Below are 14,807 nucleotides of genomic sequence, written 5' to 3'. Positions count from 1 at the left end.
GAGGCCGCATCGTGACCACCGCCGGACTGCCACTGGGCGCCGGACTGCCGCTGGGCGCCGAACTGCTGCTGGGCGCCGTGGTGCTGCTCGGCGCCGGGGTGCAGCGGATGAGCGGCGTGGGCTTCGCCCTGGTCGCGGCGCCCGGTCTGGTGCTGCTGGTCGGGCCCGGTCAGGGCGTGCTGCTGTCCAACTGCGCCGCCGGGGCGATCAGCGCGATCGGCCTGTGCGGCGGCGGCTGGCGGCAGGTCAGGATGGCGGCGATGCTGCCGCTGGTGCTGGCGGCGGCGTGTACGGTCCCGGTCGGCGCCCTGGTGGCCGACCGACTGCCCGAGCGGGCGCTGCTGATCTCCATAGGAGTCACCGTCACCGCCGCCGTCCTGCTGGTGATCGGCGGCGTACGGGTGGCGGCGCTGCGCGGCCGGGGCGGCGCCGTGGTGGCGGGCGCGGCCAGCGGCTTCCTCAACTCGGCGGCCGGGGTGGGCGGTCCCGCCGTCTCGCTGTACGCGATGAACGCCGCCTGGCCGGTCCGGGAGTTCGTCCCCAACGCCCAGTTCTACGGCGTACTGGTCAACGCCTTCTCGGTCGCCGTCAAGGGCCCGCCCCAGCTGGCCGCCCCCGGCTGGCTGCTGACGGCGGCCGGTATCGCGGGCGGCGCGGTGGCCGGCCGCCTGCTGGGCTCCCGGCTCCCCGACCACCACGTCCGCCGCCTGGTCCTCTCCCTCGCCCTGGTCGGCGGCCTGCTGGTCCTCGGCCGGGGCCTGCTGGACTGACCTCCACCGGAGCAGCCCACCCGCCGCCGGGCTCGGTGGCGCCGCCCGCCCCGGGTGGGGTGGGCGGCGCCGGGTGTCGTTCAGCTCGTGGCGTCGGAGACCGCCGGGGCTGCGGCGGGTGCGGTGGCCGGGGTCGCCGCGCCGCGCAGGGTGCCTGCGGAGAGCACCAGGGCGGCCACCAGTACGGTGACCAGGCCGAACGAGGCGGTCAGCGAGGTGGCTTCGGCCAGCAGGCCGATGGCGGCGGGGGCCACCAGGCCCGAGGTGTAGGTGATGGTGGCGACGCCCGCGATGGCCTGGCTGGGGTTGCTGCCGCTCTTGCCGGCGGCGGCGAACGCCAGCGGCACCACGATCGCGATGCCCACCCCGAGCAGCGCGAAGCCGGGTATCGCCAGCGCCGGGGTGTCCGCCACGACCACCAGCAGGCCGCCGGCCGTGGCCACCGCCCCGCTGAGCCGTACCGCCCGTACCGGACCCATCCGCCGCACCACCGCGTCGCCGGCCAGCCGGGCGCCCGCCATGGTGAACGCGAAGCCGGAGTAGCAGGCCGCCGCCAACCCGGCGGAGGCGCCGGTGATGTCCTTGAGGTAGACCGCGCACCAGTCGGCGCTGCCGCCCTCCGCGAAGACCGCGCAGAAGCCGACCAGCCCGATCGCCAGCGCGGCCCTGGGCGGCAGCGCGAACCGGGGCGGTGCCTCCTCCTCGGCGGCGGGGCGGATGTCCAGCAGCCCCCGGGTGGCCACCAGCCCGCCCGCCACCAGCACCGCCGCCATCACGCCCAGGTGCAGCCGGGCGTCGACCCCGGCGTGGGCGGCCAGTACGCCGAAGCCGGAGGCCACCAGGCCGCCGACGCTCCACATCCCGTGCAGCCCCGACATGATCGACCGGCCGAGCCGCTGCTCGACCTCCACGCCCTGGGAGTTCATCGCCACGTCGGCCATCCCGGCCGAGGCGCCGAACACCAGCAGCGCCAGGCAGAGCCACGGCAGTCCCGGGGCGGCGGCGGGCAGGGCCAGCGCGGCGCACCAGAGCGCCAGCAGCCCCCGTACGGCGGCCCGGCCCCCGTAGCGGTGCACGATCCGGCTGGCCAGCGGCATCGCCACCGACGCGCCGAGGGCGGGCATCATCAGCGCCACGCCCAGCTGTCCGGCGCTGAGGTCCAGCCGGTCCTGGACCCAGGGGATGCGGGTGGCGAAGCTGCCCTGCACGGCTCCGTGCATGGCGAAGACCGCGGCCACGGAGATCCGGGCTCTGCGGACGGCGGATTGGTCCATTCGTACTTCTTCCTCCCCCGGTGCGCGGTTGCGCGACCCTGCGGTTGGCGAGTGAGCGGTGGTGCGGGCAGGCGTGGTCGCCGTCCGGCGGGCCGGGCCCCGAGAGAAACTATCAGGAAGGGTCCCTGATAGAAAAAGTTTCTGTCGACGTCTGGGAGGATGCAGACCTATGAACACCGCGCGTACGGCCACCCCCAGCACTGCCCGCGCCATCAACGACCGCCTGGCGCTCGGACTGCTGCTCGAACGGGGCTCCCTGACCGCCACCCAGCTCAGGACGCTCACCGGGCTCTCCCGCCCCACCGTCGCCGACCTGCTGGAGCGCCTCGGCCACGCCGGTCTGGTCACCGTGGTCGGTGAGGCGGGGGAGGCCCGGCGCGGGCCCAACGCGCGGCTCTACGGCCTGGTCGCCGGCCGCGCCCACATCGCCGGAGTGGACGTACGCACCGTCGGCGTCGGCATCGCCGTCGCGGACCTCACCGGCGCCACCCGCGCCACCGCCGAACTCCCGGTCACCCCCGGCACCACCCCCGACGGCATCGTCGACGACACCGTACGGGCCCTGACCGACGCCGCCCGCCGGGCCGGCGCCGCGCAGGGCCTGCACGCCATCATGGTCGGCGCCCCCGGCCTGGTCGACCCCGCCACCGGCGAACTCAGCGACCTGGGCGGGCTGCCCCGCTGGCACGCCGACCTGGTACGGGCCCTGCGGGAGCGGCTCGGAGTGCCGGTCCTGCTGGAGAACGAGGTCAACCTGGCCGGCATCGCGGAGCAGCGGCTCGGCTCGGCCCGCGACCGGGACACCTTTGTGCTGCTCTGGCTCGGCCACGGCGTCGGTGCCGCCGTCGTCCTGGACGGCAAGCTGCGCCGGGGCGCCTCCGGCGGCACCGGCGAGATCGGCTTCCTGCCGGTGCCCGGCACCGCCGGACTGCCGAGCGCCACCGTCTGCGACGGCGGCTTCCACAGCCTGGCCGCCAGCGCCGCCGTCTGCGCCCTGGCCCGCGTGCACGGGCTGCCCGCCCCGGACGCGGACGACGCCCCGGCCGCCGAGGCCGCCGTACGGGCCGCGCTCGCCGCCGGGCCGGCCGGGGAACCGTTCCTGGACGCCCTCGCGGAGCGGGTGGCGGTCGGCGCCGCCACGCTCTGCGTGGTCCTCGACCCGGGGTGCGTCGTGCTGGGCGGCGAGGTCGGCCGCGCGGGCGGCACCGACCTGGCCGACCGCGTCGCCGCCCGCCTCGCGGACCTCTCCCCGCTGCGCACCCTGGTCCGCCCCGGCACCGTCCCCGGCAGCGCGGTGCTGGGCGGCGCCGTCCTCACCGCCCTCGACGCCGTCCACCACGACCTCTTCGGCACCCCCTGACCCGCCCGCGCGCACCGGGCCGCCGTGCTCCGCCTTCCGGCGCCGGGTGGCGATCTCAGGGCGCGACGGGTGCGCCTTCGCGGTGGGCTGGGCGCGCAGTTCCTCGCGCCCCTGGGTGGCCGCCGGGTCGGCGTCCGCAAGCGTGCACCCCCTCAGGGGCGCGAGGAACTGCGCGAACAACCCGGCACTACCGTCGGCCGCGCGCAGACCCCCGCCGCACTCCCCGGAACCGCGAACCCCGCACCCACCGTCACCCGTAGGCAGTCCGCAGCCGTGCACCCTGTCAGGGGCGCGAGGAACTGCGCGAACAACCCCGCACTACCGTCGGCCGCGCGCAGACCCCCGCCGCACTCCCCGGAACCGCGAACCCCGCACCCACCGTCACCCGTAGGCAGTCCGCAGCCGTGCACCCTGTCAGGGGCGCGAGGAACCGCGCGAACAACCCCGCACCGCCGTCAGCCGCGCGCAGACCCCCGCCGCACTCCCCGCAACCGCGAACCCCGCACCCACTCTCACTCGAAAGCAGACCGCCGCCGCCCCCCGGGCCATGACGCCCGCACCCCCGGCCGCCCCTCAGCGCGGCGCCGTCGCGGAGTGGTGCGTGGTGGTGGTGTCGTGGCCCGCGTCGGGCCCCCGCAGGGCCGGGGTGCCCAGGGCGACCGAGGCGATCAGTCCGGCGGTGACGGCGATGCCGAAGGCGATCCGGCCGCCCAGTTGGGCGGCGGTGGCCCGGGGGCGGGGTGGGGGAGTCACGTCGCTGTGGAAGCCGCCGTCCGGCCACTGGCCCTGCCCCATGGAACGCTCCCTGCACTCACGCTGCCGTCATGCCCGAATCATGCAGCTTAGGTCTGAATATCAGCTTAATCTCCGGTACGCGAAGTCCCCTCCCGAGTGGTCCGTAGGGCAGGATGGCGCTGATCACAGCCACGTCCGGCAGGAACAGGCGTCCGGCAGGAACAGGAGGAGCCGATGGTGCAGTCCGGCCGACCGGTGAACAGTTACCGGATCGGGGAGGCGGCGGCCATGCTCGGCGTGAGCGCCGACACCATGCGCCGCTGGGTCGACGCGGGACGGCTCGCCGCCGAGCGGGACGACAACGGCCACCGCATCGTCCCCGGCGCGCAGCTCGCCGCCTTCGCCCGCGAACTCGCCCGGCCGGAGAACGCCGAGGCGGCCGGCCGACCCTCCTCGGCCCGCAACCGCTTCCGGGGCATCGTCACCCACGTCGTGCTGGGCGACGTCGCCGCCCAGGTGGAGATCCAGGCCGGACCGTTCCGGGTGGTCTCGCTGATCAGCCGGGAGTCCGCCGAGGAACTCGGCCTGGAACCCGGCGCCCCGGCGGTGGCCGTGGTCAAGTCCACCAATGTCGTCGTCGAACCCGGCTGACCGGGCCGCCGCCGTGCACATCCCCGCACCCCGGGCCGTCGCCCACCGAGGCGACCCGTACCGGCACCGTGAGAACACCCTGCCCTCGCTGCGCTCCGCCCTGGCCGCGGGCGCCGACGCCGTGGAGGTGGACGTCCGGCTCACCCGCGACGGCGTCCCCGTCCTGCTGCACGACCCGACCCTGCGCCGCCTCTGGGGCCTGGACCGGCCGCTCGCCGCACTGACCCTCGCCGAACTGCGCACCGAACTGGGCCGGATCGGCGGCCCGGCGGGGATACCGACCCTGGCCGAAGCGCTGCGCGAGGTCGCCGCCACCCGGCGGCCCGACCCCGCGCGGCCGCCCCTGCTGATGATCGACCTGGACGACGCGGGCCCGGTGGCGGCCACCTGCGCCGAGGTCGAACGGTTCGGCGCCCAGCGGCACGTCGTCTACTGCGGCCCGCTCTCCGCCATGGCCGCCGTACGCCACCACGCGCCCGCCGCCGAGATCTCGCTCACCTGGTGGACCCCCGTCCCGCCGTCGGCCGCCCTGCTGGCCGAGCTGCGCCCACACCTGCTCAACCTGCCGTTCGGGCTGGTCACCCCGGCGCTGGTCGGCCACGCCCGGGACGCGGGACTCCAGGTGAGCGCCTGGACGGTGGACGTCCGCCGGACCATGGCCCGGCTGCTGCGCACCGGCGCCGTCTCCCTCACCACCAACCGCATCGGCGTGCTGCGTACGCTGATCGACGCCACCACCGCCGGGCCGGGCTGACCGGAAACGGCCCCACCACCGTCCGGCCTCCAGCAGACTGGCCCCGGCATCGCCCGACCGGCCGCCCCCGGCCCCACCGGGCACCCTCAGCGAACGGAGAAGCCGCACCATGTCCCAGCAACCGGCCCACCGCCCCGGCGCCGTCGACCGCCGCGTCCGAGTCCTGGGCGTGCCGGTGGACTCCTACCCGGAGACACCGCCGGAGGCGGAGCGCGGCTCGGTGCGCCGGGTCACCGTCGTCGGTGAGGAGGTGCTGCACCGGCCGTGCCGCCCCGGGTCCGGCTTCGGCAGCGAGGAGCTGGCCCGGCTGATCGACGACATGTTCGCCACCATGCAGGTCGCGGAGGGCTGCGGCCTGGCAGCCAACCAGGTCGACGTGGATCTGCGGCTGTTCGTCTACGACTGCTGGGACGAGTCCGGGGTGCGCCATGTCGGGCACATCCTGGACCCGGTCCTGGACGAGCTGGGCCCCGGCGAGCGGCGCCTGGTCGAGGACGACGAGGGCTGCCTGTCCGTCCCCGGGCCCGCGCTGACCGTCGCCCGGCCCGACCGGGCGGTGGTGCGGGGCTTCGACCAGTACGGCAATCCGCTGGTCATCGAGGGTGCGGGCTACTTCGCGCGCTGCCTCCAGCACGAGACCGACCACCTGTACGGGCATCTCTACCTGGACCGGCTCGCCAAGCGGGACCGCAAGGAGGCGCTGCGGCGGATGGCGGAGCAGCGCGAGGACGTCTTCGCCCGCCGGCTGGCCCGGACGCAGGCCCTCGGCAAGCAGCAGGTGTGAGCCCGGCGCGGGGCGGCCCTGGCCGCCCCGCCCGGCTCAGCCGCCGGACGCGGTGGCGGCCCGCTCAAGCCGCTTGGCCAACACCCGCAGGTGCGGCACCAGCTCCGGCGGCTCGTGCACCTCGAAGTCCGCGCCGAGCATCGCCAGGTGGATGGCGAGCGCGTCCAGTGAGTCGGAGCCGGTGCGCAGTACGCAGCTGTGCTCGTCCACCGGCTCCACCTGGGCGGAGGTCGGGCTGGTCCGCGCCGCGACCACCTCGGCCGGTGCCCGCAGGGTGATCCGCGCCCGGTAGCGGTAGCCGTCGGTCGACACCCCCCGGGAGACCCGCGCGGCCGCGCCCTCCGGCAGCTCCCGGGCCGGGAAGCGGGGGCCGGTCGGCAGCGGCTCGGTGATCCGGTCCACCCGGTAGGTCCGCCAGTCCGCGCGGTCGGTGTCCCAGGCCACCAGGTACCAGCGCCGCCCGGTGCAGACCAGCCGGTGCGGCTCCGCGTTCCGGCGGCTCTGCGAGCCGCTGCGGTCCCGGTAGCCGAACCGCATCCGCAGCCGGTCCCGGCAGGCACCGGCGATCACGGTGAGCAGCTCCGGGCCGACCGTCGGGCCGGCGCCGGTCAGCGAGACGGTGGCGGCCTGTAGCGCGCCGACCCGGTGCCGCAGCCGGGCGGGGAGCACCTGCTCCAGCTTGGCCAGCGCCCGTACCGAGGACTCCGCCATGCCCGCCACGGTGCCGCCCGCCGCCGTCCGCAGGCCCAGCGCGACGGCGACCGCCTCGTCGTCGTCCAGCAGCAGCGGCGGCAGCGCGGCCCCGGCGCCGAGCCGGTAGCCGCCCGCCGAGCCGGGGGTGGCGTGCACCGGATAGCCCAGCTCGCGCAGCCGGTCCACGTCGCGCCGCACGGTGCGCGGCGTCACCCCCAGCCGCTCGGCGAGGTCCGGGCCGGTCCAGTCCCGGCGGGTCTGGAGCAGGGACAGCAGGCGCAGCAGCCGCGCGGAAGTCTGAAGCACGGGCCCACTCTGCCAGCTGCTGCGGACCGTCACGGTCCGAGGTCACCGCCCGCCACCCGGCGTCAGCCGCAGGCGCCGCCGTCCTCCCGCTCCGCGCGGGCGGCCTGCTCCAGCAGCAGCCCGGCCAGTCGGCGGGCCTCCTGCGGGTGCAGCCCGGCCCAGACCCGGGAGGCACCGCCGCGCTCCGGCCCGATCTCCAGCGCGATCCGGGCGAACGGCCGGTCCAGGGAGCCGAAGCAGAGCATCGCCACTTTGATCAGGCGACCGCACGACGTCACCAGCGGCGCCGGCGGCTCGCCGTCGATCGGCTGCCGACCGGCGGAGTACGGCTGGCGGGGCTGGTCCAGGGGACCGGCAGCGGTCATGGCGTCCTCACTTCCTCATGGGGGCGACCGCCGCCCGGGGCGACGGAAGCGCAGGGTGGCGGAAGCGCGGGGCAACCACGGCACTGGGCGACCGGTGCACTCGGGCGACTGGCTCGCGGGGAGCGACTGGCAGGTTCTCCAGCTTCAGCACCGCCGGGCGCCCGCGCATTCCAGCGGGCGGCGATACCCCCGGGGGTGTCGTCCTGTACGGTGGGGAATACCGGCAGGGGTATATCCGGCACTGCGGCCCACCCCCGTGCGGCAACCCACCGGGACGCCCCGCAACCACCGAACCCGAGGACACCCCATGCCCAGCACCGAACTGACCGCGCAGCAGGTGACACCCGACGCCTTCACCGTCGTGGACGTCCGCTCACCCGCCGAGTTCGCCGCAGGCCACCTCCCGGCGGCGGTCAACATCCCGCTGGACGAGCTGCCCGACGCCGTCCCGGCGCTGCGCGCCGCCGCCGAGCGGCGCGGTCTGCTGCTGGTGTGCGCCTCCGGCGTCCGCTCGGAGCGGGCCCGCGACCTGCTGGCCGAGGCCGGTGTCGAGGCGGCCGCGCTGACCGGCGGCACCGGCGCCTGGCAGGCGGCCGGCCGCGAACTGCACCGGATACCGGGCGCCCGGCAGGTGTGGGCGATGGACCGCCAGGTCCGGTTCACGGCGGGCGGCATCGTGCTGACGGCGCTGCTGCTGGACCGGGTACGGCCCGGCGCCCGCTGGGTCGCGGCGGGCATCGGCGCCGGACTGGTCTACTCCGGGCTGTCCGGCACCTGCGGCCTGGCCGCGCTGCTCGCCCGGCTGCCGCACAACCGGCAGACCCCGGCCGGGGCCACCGACTGGCGTAGCGCACTGGCGGGTTAGGCGTACCGCCCCGTCGCCGTGGTGGGCCGTCCCGGTCGGCCTGCTTGAATCGCGGGGTGGCGGCGCCCAGCGGCCCCGGGGGGAAGCCACGCCCATGAGCAGTTCGCTCCCCTACCGGCTGTCCGAGCCGCTGCCCACCGCCGCGCTCGCCCGGACCCGTGGCCTGCTGCGCAGCCACGGCCGCCCCGAGCTCAGCGCGCCCCGGGCGCAGCCGGACATGGTGACCACCGCCGACCAACTCGCCCATGCCATCGCCCACTTGCCCCGGGCCCAGCACATGGTGTCCCGCAACCCGGCGGTGAAGGCGGCGCTGCTCGCCGCCCTGGACGGGCAGGGCATCGCGTACCGGGTGGTGGCGGACGACTACCGGCTGCTGCTGGACGTACGACTGCGGCCGGAGCCGGCCGCGCTCCGGCCGCTGCCGGACGGCGCGCACCTCTCGCTCGGCGCCACCGCGCCCTTCGGTGACGAGGACACCGAGGATGAGGACACCGAGGACGAGGACGACAGCACCGAGGCCGAACTGGACGCCATGGTCGCGGTGCTCGGCCCGCTGACCATGGGCGTGGCGTGGGAGTCCCCGCCGCGCGGCCTGCCGGGCGCCAAGCCGTGCGGTGTGCGGCTCTGCCGCAACGGCGAGTGGACCAGCCGGCGGCTGCAACGTCTACCTCTCCCTCGGCACCCGCAGTGTGAACCGCGCCCTCGCGGACCGGTGGCTGCGGGACAGCGGGCTGCGCCTCGGTGAGCCGCCGCCCGGCCGGTGCGCGGCGCCGAGGGGGCGGCGGAGCGGTCAGGCGAGGGTGAGGAAGAGCTTCTCCAACTCCTCCTCGCTCATCGGCGGCCCGTCCGCGCCCGCCGCCAGGCACTGCCGCATCCCGCTGGCCAGGATCTTGAACCCGGCCCGGTCCAGCGCCCGGGAGACCGCCGCGAGCTGGGTGACCACGTCCTTGCAGTCGCGGCCCGCCTCGATCATCGCGATCACGCCCGCCAGCTGGCCCTGTGCCCGCCGCAGCCGGTTGAGGACTGCGGTCGTCGCCTCTTCGTCCACCTTCACCGGGTGCCTCTTCCTGTCCGGGCCGGGAAGGTTCCATGCTACCCCGGGGGGTATGTGCGACGGCTTCCGCCGGGGACGGGGACGGGGACGCGACAGGATGACGCCATGTCACGGGGAGGATCGGACGCGTACGCGGACAGCCGGGGTCTGCCGCCGCTGGTGGAGCGCGCGGTAGGGGCCGCCCGGCGGCACGGCTTCGCCCACTCCTGCCGCCCCGAGCAGGGCCGCCTGCTGCACGCCCGCGCCGCCGGCGCCCCGGCGCCGATCGGTGAGACCGGCACCGGGCTCGGTGTCGGGCTGGCCTGGCTGGCCTCCGGCGCGCGGGAGGGGGTCCGGCTGGTGAGCGTGGAACGCGACCCGGACCGGGCCGGGTGGGCGGTGGCGCTCTTCGCCGACCAGCCGCAGATCCGGGCCGCTGCCGGTGACCTACCTCGCGCGCCGGATGACCTTCGTCCGCTGGTACGCGGCCGAGGACGACAGCGGTCCGGAGCACGCGGTGGAGCAGGCGATGAGCTCGGACGGCTGGGAAGACGCCGTCGGGATCTCACTCGGCGGCGGCTACCGGCTCATGGACTGCCCGGTCGCCGGCGGTGATTCGCCGAGGCCGACACCATCCGGGCGCACCTCCCGAGGGCCGCTCCCTGGTCCAGTCGTTGTCCATCGAGCCGTCCTCGGATGACCGGTTCATGCTGGAACGGCTGGTCGGAATCCGAGCCCGCCGGGCCGCGCAGACGCGGCACCGAGGCGGTCGTCCCGGAGCAGGGGGACCCCGTCCCGGCGCAGGGCGACCAGGCGGTCGCGACCACTGGCGCACCCGGCTGCCAGCCGATGTCACCAATCGAGTGGCCGGCTTGTCATCCAGGAGAACGGCATCCCACAGCGGGGTGCCCCGCACTGTTCCCCACAGAGACGGAGCAATCGTGTTCGCCGCCTATGTCACGGTCACCATCCTCGGCGCGGTCTTCAACGGTGCCGCCGCCGTCACCTACCTGATCGGCCATGAATACCCCAAGACCCAGGCGGACATGAAGGGCGTGCCCCGGAGGTGGGTGCCGGTGCTGGGCATGCTGCTGGCGGCGGGCACCGTGGGGCTGCTGGCCGGGCTCGCCGTGCCGCTGCTGGGCACCCTCGCCGCCGTCGGCCTGGTGCTGTACTTCATCGGCGCGATCATCGCCCACCTGCGGGTGGGCTCCCGCAACATCGTGGGCGGGATCGTCTTCCTCGCCACCGCGGCGGCCGTCCTGGCGCTGGGCCTGGCCGACCACGGCGCCTGGTGATCCGCGGGAGCCGTGCGGGGTAGGGGCCACCGAACCCGCCGATCGGCAAGCCCCGGCAGGGTGCTCGCCTGGGGCTCGGCGTCCGTCAGTACGTCCGGCAGCCGCCGCCCCGCCCGGCCCGGTCCGGCCGGGCTTCGGTGGACGCCGCCGGGCCGGACGCCGTCACCTCGCTCACCAGTGCCTCCCGACGGTCAGCTCGGACAGCTGCGGCGCGGACAGGTGCAGCACCCGGTAGCGGGTGCCCTGGGCGTCGTCCGGCGCGGCGTCCTGCCAGAGGGTGAACCGCATCAGCTCCCAGCGCCGGGTGTCGATCGCCACGGCGGTGGAGTGCACTCCGGCGGCGCCCGCCCGGGTGGCGGCCTCGGCCAGGGCCAGGTCGACCGCCGCCACCGGGTCGGCGTCCGCCGGGACGGGCGTCAGGTTGCGGGTGGCGGCCCGGGGGAGCGACCCCCACGCCGGACCGCGCCGGAAGCCCAGACCCGTCCAGTGCTGGACCGGCGGTCGGCCGAAGTCGTCGCGCAGGCCGCCGAACCCGCGGCCCCACAGGAAGCGGTTCATCCCCTCGGTGGAGACCCACAGGTAGCAGGGCGCGTACTGGTTGACCGGCGAGCCGTCGACGCCGCGCTCCCGCACGCAGTACGCCTTGAGGCCGAGGCCGGCGAAGTCGTCCGTCAGGTGCCCCCGGTCGGCCACCCGACGGCGGATGATCTCCATGTCGTAGTCGGCGGGCAGGGTGATCTCGTACTGCATCGCGTCCATGGCCGCGCCCCTCAGCAGTGCGCCGCGAGCAGGGCCAGCGCCCCGGTGACGGCCTGGTCGAACGGTTCGGTGCTGTCCGCCGAGCGGGCCAGCACATAGCCGCCCTGCACCACGGAGACGATCACGGCCGCCGTCGCGGCGGGGTCCGGCTCGCGGGTGAACTCACCGCGCTGCCGGCCCTCGGTCAGCACCTGGGCGATCCGGTTCCGCAGCCAGTGGAAGGTCTCCTCCAGCGGCTCCCGCAGGACCGGGCTGGCGATGATGTCGGGGTCCTGTGCCAGCCGCCCGACGGGGCAGCCGCGCAGTACGTCCCGCTCGCGCAGCAGATAGCCGGAGATCCGCTCCAGCGCCGTGCCCGGCGCCGAGAGCACCTCCTCCGCCAGCTCCCGCTGCTGCTCGACGTCGCGCCGGATGGCGGCGAGGGCCAGGTCGGCCTTGCCGCTGAAGTGGTGGTACATGCTGCCCTGGCCGGCGTCGGCGAGCTGCTGGATTGCCTTGGGGCTGGTGCCGACGTAGCCGCGTTCCCACAGGAGTTGCCGGGTGGACTCGATGAGCCGCTCGGAAGTGGACATGCCGTGACTGTACATACCAGTAGGTACAGCATGCCACTCGGTACCCGCCTGCATGGAGGCGCGGTCGACGCGCCCGCGCCCCATGATGCGGAGATCAGTCGCTGAGGGCGGCCGGCTCCCGGCCGCTGCCCGCCGGGGCGGCGGACTCGGCGGCGGTGGTGGCGCTGCGGCGCAGCAGCAGGGCGTCCAGCGCGGCGGCGCCCGGACCCACGGCGGCGATCACCAGGAAGGCCCAGCAGAACATCACGGGCGCCTCACCGCCGTTCTGGATCGGCCACAGCGCGTGCTCCTGATGCACCGTGAAGTACGCATAGGCCATGGACCCGGAGCAGAGCAGCGCGGCGGGCCGGGTGAGCCCCCCGAGGCCGACCAGGATGCCGCCGGCGAACTGGATCAGCGCGGCCCACCAGCCGGGCCAGGCCAGGAAGGCGGGCTGCTGGTAGGGGTTGAGGATGCCGAAGAGGCTCGACGCGCCGTGGCAGACGAAGAGTAAGGCGGTGACAATGCGGAAGAGCCCGAGGACGATGCTGGTCCAGCGCTCGGGCAGGGGTGTGTTCACCAGGAGGCTCCAGGAATGGGGATCGCGGTCGCGGCAGATTGCGCCAACCCCTTTGTGAGCGCGCTCACCGCATGTACCTGCATCGGCCGATGCGTCTGAGTTCCCCCCAATCAAGCCAGCTTTGTCCTGTGCTCGTCAAGTTTTCTACTCAACCTTTTTTGCCCCGTCGCACGCGTCGGCTGTGCGCTGGTCATGCGCGGTCGTGCGCCCCCTCGGTGCGCTCCCCGCCGGCCCCCGGGCGCGCCGGCCGGGTGCCCGCCGGCAGCGCCCCGGCGGCGGCCGCCCGGTCCAGGTACTCCAGCAGCACCCGGCGCAGCTCACGGGCGGCCCGGGGCGGCTCCACATCCCTGCGGTGGGCCAGCCCGATGGTGCGCTGCAACCCGTCCCCGGCGAACGGCGTCACCCGTACGAAGGGCCGCCGCTCCGCGACCATGCTGGGGACCACCGCCAGCCCCAGCCCGGCCTGTGCGAAGCCCAGCACCGCGTCCATCTCGCCGCCCTCCACCGCGAACACCGGCTCGAAGCCCGCCGTCCGGCAGGCGTGCACCGTGAACTCCCGCAGGTCGTAGCCGCGCCGGAACATCACCAGCGGCCGCCCCTCCAGATCCGCCACCCGCACCGGCTGCCCGCCGGCCGGCGGCTCCGCGTCGGCGGCCGAGACGACCACCAGGTCCTCGTGCAGCAGCTCGGTGGTGGCCAGCGCCGGGTCATGGCTCTGCAGCGGCAGGATGAGCAGCGCCAGGTCGAGGCTGCCGGTCGCCAGCTGGCGCACCAGGTCCCGGGAGCCGCCCTCCTCCACCAGCAGCCGGATGCCCGGGTGGCGGTGGTGGTAGGCGCGCAGCACGTCCGGCAGCAGGCCGGTGCAGAGGCTGGGGGTCGCCCCCAGCCGGACCCGCCCGCGCCGCAGCCGGGCCAGCTCCTGCACCTCATGGCGGGCGGTCTCCGCGTCGGCCAGCATGCGCCGGGCCAGCGGCAGCAGCGCCTCCCCGGCGTCGGTGAGCGTGATGTTGCCCCGGGCACGGCTGAACAGCTCGGCGCCCAACTCCCGTTCCAGTGCCCTGATCTGCTGGGAGAGCGACGGCTGCGCCACATGCACCCGCTCGGCGGCGCGGGTGAAGTGGCGGGTCTCGGTGACGGCGAGGAAGTAGGCGAGCTGCTGCAACTGCATCGCACCACGATAGCCATCGCCTATCGAAACGAGCCGTTTCATGTCTTGGACCTGTGACCGCATCGCCCCGTAACGTCATATGTCATGGCTCTGGCGACCCGGACGGCGCACCCGTCCGCCCTCCGCACCCTGTGGGGCTCGACCGTCGGCAAGAAGACGGTCATGGCCGGCACCGGCGTGCTCATGCTGCTCTTCCTCGTGGCCCACATGATCGGCAACCTCAAGGTCTTCTTCGGCCCGACCGACTTCAACGGCTACGCGGCGTGGCTGCGGACCATCGGTGAGCCGGTGCTGCACAGCAACTGGTACCTCTGGCTCCAGCGCTTCGCCCTGGTGGCCTGCGTGGTGCTGCACGGCGTCGCCGCGTACCAGCTCAGCCGGCGCGACCTCAAGGCCCGCCCGCAGCGGTACGCGCACCGCCCGCCCGTCCGGGCGAGCTACGCCACCCGCACCATGCGCTGGGGCGGGGTGATCCTCGGCCTCTTCATCGTGTGGCACATCCTCGACCTGACGACCGGCACCCTCAACCCGCGCGGCCAGGCCGGACACCCGTACGAGAACATCGTCGCGGACTTCCGGGTCTGGTACGTGGACGTGATCTACATCGCCGCGATGCTCTCCCTCGGCCTGCACATCCGGCACGGCTTCTGGAGCGCCGCCCAGACCCTGGGCGCCAACAACCGCACCCGCGACCGCGCCCTGAAGGCCACCGCCAACGCCCTGGCGGCGCTGCTGACGGTGGGCTTCCTCGTGGTACCCGTCGCCGTGCTGACCGGACTGGTGGACTGACCGTGAACCCCTCCTCCCCGAACCCCGACGCCGACCCCGGGCACGCCGAACACGCCGGGCACGCCGCCTTCA

General features: G+C 75.1%; 19 protein-coding genes. 10 read left to right on the top strand and 9 right to left on the bottom strand.

The features are described from left to right. Positions 1-11 precede the first annotated feature (11 nt). On the top strand, positions 12-770 hold the full coding sequence (locus ACIQGZ_RS20240) for a TSUP family transporter (protein ID WP_402603488.1): 759 nt from the start codon (positions 12-14) through the stop codon (positions 768-770). An 80-nt stretch (positions 771-850) separates the two neighbouring features. Here the strand turns inward: ACIQGZ_RS20240 and ACIQGZ_RS20235 are convergent, their stop codons facing one another. Then, positions 851-2,044: an MFS transporter gene (locus ACIQGZ_RS20235; protein ID WP_402603487.1), complete on the bottom strand. Its 1,194-nt coding sequence runs from the start codon at positions 2,042-2,044 to the stop codon at positions 851-853. 169 nt (positions 2,045-2,213) lie between these two features. Here ACIQGZ_RS20235 and ACIQGZ_RS20230 point away from each other — a divergent pair, with 169 nt between their 5' ends. Continuing rightward, positions 2,214-3,404 carry an ROK family transcriptional regulator gene (locus ACIQGZ_RS20230; RefSeq protein ID WP_402603486.1) on the top strand — a complete coding sequence of 397 codons (1,191 nt, stop codon included), beginning with the start codon at positions 2,214-2,216 and terminating at the stop codon, positions 3,402-3,404. 573 nt (positions 3,405-3,977) lie between these two features. On the opposite strand, the gene ACIQGZ_RS20225 is transcribed toward ACIQGZ_RS20230, so the two are convergent. Then, positions 3,978-4,199 (bottom strand): hypothetical protein, encoded by a 222-nt coding sequence (locus ACIQGZ_RS20225; protein WP_402603485.1) that lies wholly within the window; start codon positions 4,197-4,199, stop codon positions 3,978-3,980. Positions 4,200-4,373: 174 nt separating this feature from the next. On the opposite strand from ACIQGZ_RS20225, the gene ACIQGZ_RS20220 reads away from it, so the two are divergent. The 3 genes from ACIQGZ_RS20220 (at position 4,374) to def (ending at position 6,328) form a co-directional block, all read left to right on the top strand. Next, entirely contained in the window at positions 4,374-4,790 is a 417-nt protein-coding gene (locus ACIQGZ_RS20220; protein WP_402603483.1) for a molybdopterin-binding protein, read from the top strand. Then, on the top strand, positions 4,768-5,544 hold the full coding sequence (locus ACIQGZ_RS20215) for a glycerophosphodiester phosphodiesterase (RefSeq protein WP_402603481.1): 777 nt from the start codon (positions 4,768-4,770) through the stop codon (positions 5,542-5,544). The genes ACIQGZ_RS20220 and ACIQGZ_RS20215 overlap by 23 nt, the downstream gene beginning before the upstream one ends. Before the next feature lie 109 nt (positions 5,545-5,653). Then, entirely contained in the window at positions 5,654-6,328 is a 675-nt protein-coding gene (def, locus tag ACIQGZ_RS20210) for a peptide deformylase (protein WP_402603479.1), read from the top strand. A gap of 36 nt (positions 6,329-6,364) precedes the next feature. Here def and ACIQGZ_RS20205 read toward each other — a convergent pair whose 3' ends face one another. Both ACIQGZ_RS20205 and ACIQGZ_RS20200 read right to left on the bottom strand, forming a co-directional pair. After that, positions 6,365-7,327, bottom strand: a complete 963-nt coding sequence (locus tag ACIQGZ_RS20205) for a helix-turn-helix transcriptional regulator (protein ID WP_402603477.1) — start codon at positions 7,325-7,327, stop codon at positions 6,365-6,367. A gap of 62 nt (positions 7,328-7,389) precedes the next feature. Next, positions 7,390-7,692 (bottom strand): hypothetical protein, encoded by a 303-nt coding sequence (locus ACIQGZ_RS20200; RefSeq protein WP_402603476.1) that lies wholly within the window; start codon positions 7,690-7,692, stop codon positions 7,390-7,392. A 307-nt stretch (positions 7,693-7,999) separates the two neighbouring features. On the opposite strand from ACIQGZ_RS20200, the gene ACIQGZ_RS20195 reads away from it, so the two are divergent. Both ACIQGZ_RS20195 and ACIQGZ_RS20190 read left to right on the top strand, forming a co-directional pair. Continuing rightward, the gene (locus ACIQGZ_RS20195) at positions 8,000-8,557 is read left to right on the top strand and encodes a rhodanese-like domain-containing protein (protein ID WP_402603474.1); all 558 of its coding nucleotides are present in this window, start codon (positions 8,000-8,002) and stop codon (positions 8,555-8,557) included. A gap of 94 nt (positions 8,558-8,651) precedes the next feature. Then, complete coding sequence (locus ACIQGZ_RS20190) at positions 8,652-9,302, top strand: hypothetical protein (protein ID WP_402603472.1); 651 nt, start codon at positions 8,652-8,654, stop codon at positions 9,300-9,302. Between the two features lie 45 nt (positions 9,303-9,347). Here ACIQGZ_RS20190 and ACIQGZ_RS20185 read toward each other — a convergent pair whose 3' ends face one another. Beyond that, positions 9,348-9,611 carry a metal-sensitive transcriptional regulator gene (locus ACIQGZ_RS20185; RefSeq protein ID WP_402603471.1) on the bottom strand — a complete coding sequence of 88 codons (264 nt, stop codon included), beginning with the start codon at positions 9,609-9,611 and terminating at the stop codon, positions 9,348-9,350. 442 nt (positions 9,612-10,053) lie between these two features. Between ACIQGZ_RS20185 and ACIQGZ_RS20180 the strand changes: the two genes are divergently transcribed. Next, the gene (locus tag ACIQGZ_RS20180) at positions 10,054-10,290 is read left to right on the top strand and encodes a hypothetical protein (RefSeq protein WP_402603469.1); all 237 of its coding nucleotides are present in this window, start codon (positions 10,054-10,056) and stop codon (positions 10,288-10,290) included. Positions 10,291-10,531: 241 nt separating this feature from the next. Then, positions 10,532-10,888 carry a DoxX family protein gene (locus tag ACIQGZ_RS20175; protein WP_402603467.1) on the top strand — a complete coding sequence of 119 codons (357 nt, stop codon included), beginning with the start codon at positions 10,532-10,534 and terminating at the stop codon, positions 10,886-10,888. A 171-nt stretch (positions 10,889-11,059) separates the two neighbouring features. Here ACIQGZ_RS20175 and ACIQGZ_RS20170 read toward each other — a convergent pair whose 3' ends face one another. The 4 genes from ACIQGZ_RS20170 to ACIQGZ_RS20155 form a co-directional block, all read right to left on the bottom strand. Then, a complete protein-coding gene (locus ACIQGZ_RS20170) occupies positions 11,060-11,647 on the bottom strand; it encodes a DUF4865 family protein (protein ID WP_402603465.1) in 588 nt (195 codons plus the stop codon). Positions 11,648-11,658: 11 nt separating this feature from the next. Then, positions 11,659-12,219 carry a TetR/AcrR family transcriptional regulator gene (locus ACIQGZ_RS20165; RefSeq protein WP_402603464.1) on the bottom strand — a complete coding sequence of 187 codons (561 nt, stop codon included), beginning with the start codon at positions 12,217-12,219 and terminating at the stop codon, positions 11,659-11,661. 94 nt (positions 12,220-12,313) lie between these two features. After that, the gene (locus ACIQGZ_RS20160) at positions 12,314-12,778 is read right to left on the bottom strand and encodes a DoxX family protein (RefSeq protein WP_402603462.1); all 465 of its coding nucleotides are present in this window, start codon (positions 12,776-12,778) and stop codon (positions 12,314-12,316) included. A gap of 190 nt (positions 12,779-12,968) precedes the next feature. Next, on the bottom strand, positions 12,969-13,946 hold the full coding sequence (locus ACIQGZ_RS20155; protein WP_402603460.1) for a LysR family transcriptional regulator: 978 nt from the start codon (positions 13,944-13,946) through the stop codon (positions 12,969-12,971). An 84-nt stretch (positions 13,947-14,030) separates the two neighbouring features. Here ACIQGZ_RS20155 and ACIQGZ_RS20150 point away from each other — a divergent pair, with 84 nt between their 5' ends. Further along, positions 14,031-14,735: a succinate dehydrogenase cytochrome b subunit gene (locus ACIQGZ_RS20150; RefSeq protein WP_402603459.1), complete on the top strand. Its 705-nt coding sequence runs from the start codon at positions 14,031-14,033 to the stop codon at positions 14,733-14,735. Positions 14,736-14,807: the final 72 nt, after the last annotated feature.

This window comes from Streptomyces sp. NPDC092296 (assembly GCF_044755465.1).
Taxonomy (GTDB): domain Bacteria; phylum Actinomycetota; class Actinomycetes; order Streptomycetales; family Streptomycetaceae; genus Peterkaempfera.
The sequence above is the reverse complement of the archived record's forward strand: the minus strand, read 5'-3'. Positions and strand labels throughout refer to the sequence as shown.

Excerpts from the sequence above, each read along its gene's own strand:
- ACIQGZ_RS20225 (WP_402603485.1), bottom strand. The coding sequence starts at position 4,199 with ATGGGGCAGGGCCAGTGGCCGGACGGCGGCTTCCACAGCGACGTGACT.
- ACIQGZ_RS20150 (WP_402603459.1), top strand. The coding sequence starts at position 14,031 with ATGGCTCTGGCGACCCGGACGGCGCACCCGTCCGCCCTCCGCACCCTG.
- ACIQGZ_RS20220 (WP_402603483.1), top strand. The coding sequence starts at position 4,374 with ATGGTGCAGTCCGGCCGACCGGTGAACAGTTACCGGATCGGGGAGGCG.
- ACIQGZ_RS20230 (WP_402603486.1), top strand. The coding sequence starts at position 2,214 with ATGAACACCGCGCGTACGGCCACCCCCAGCACTGCCCGCGCCATCAAC.
- ACIQGZ_RS20200 (WP_402603476.1), bottom strand. The coding sequence starts at position 7,692 with ATGACCGCTGCCGGTCCCCTGGACCAGCCCCGCCAGCCGTACTCCGCC.
- ACIQGZ_RS20165 (WP_402603464.1), bottom strand. The coding sequence starts at position 12,219 with ATGTCCACTTCCGAGCGGCTCATCGAGTCCACCCGGCAACTCCTGTGG.
- def (WP_402603479.1), top strand. The coding sequence starts at position 5,654 with ATGTCCCAGCAACCGGCCCACCGCCCCGGCGCCGTCGACCGCCGCGTC.
- ACIQGZ_RS20235 (WP_402603487.1), bottom strand. The coding sequence starts at position 2,044 with ATGGACCAATCCGCCGTCCGCAGAGCCCGGATCTCCGTGGCCGCGGTC.
- ACIQGZ_RS20195 (WP_402603474.1), top strand. The coding sequence starts at position 8,000 with ATGCCCAGCACCGAACTGACCGCGCAGCAGGTGACACCCGACGCCTTC.
- ACIQGZ_RS20215 (WP_402603481.1), top strand. The coding sequence starts at position 4,768 with ATGTCGTCGTCGAACCCGGCTGACCGGGCCGCCGCCGTGCACATCCCC.
- ACIQGZ_RS20180 (WP_402603469.1), top strand. The coding sequence starts at position 10,054 with ATGACCTTCGTCCGCTGGTACGCGGCCGAGGACGACAGCGGTCCGGAG.
- ACIQGZ_RS20155 (WP_402603460.1), bottom strand. The coding sequence starts at position 13,946 with ATGCAGTTGCAGCAGCTCGCCTACTTCCTCGCCGTCACCGAGACCCGC.
- ACIQGZ_RS20190 (WP_402603472.1), top strand. The coding sequence starts at position 8,652 with ATGAGCAGTTCGCTCCCCTACCGGCTGTCCGAGCCGCTGCCCACCGCC.
- ACIQGZ_RS20170 (WP_402603465.1), bottom strand. The coding sequence starts at position 11,647 with ATGGACGCGATGCAGTACGAGATCACCCTGCCCGCCGACTACGACATG.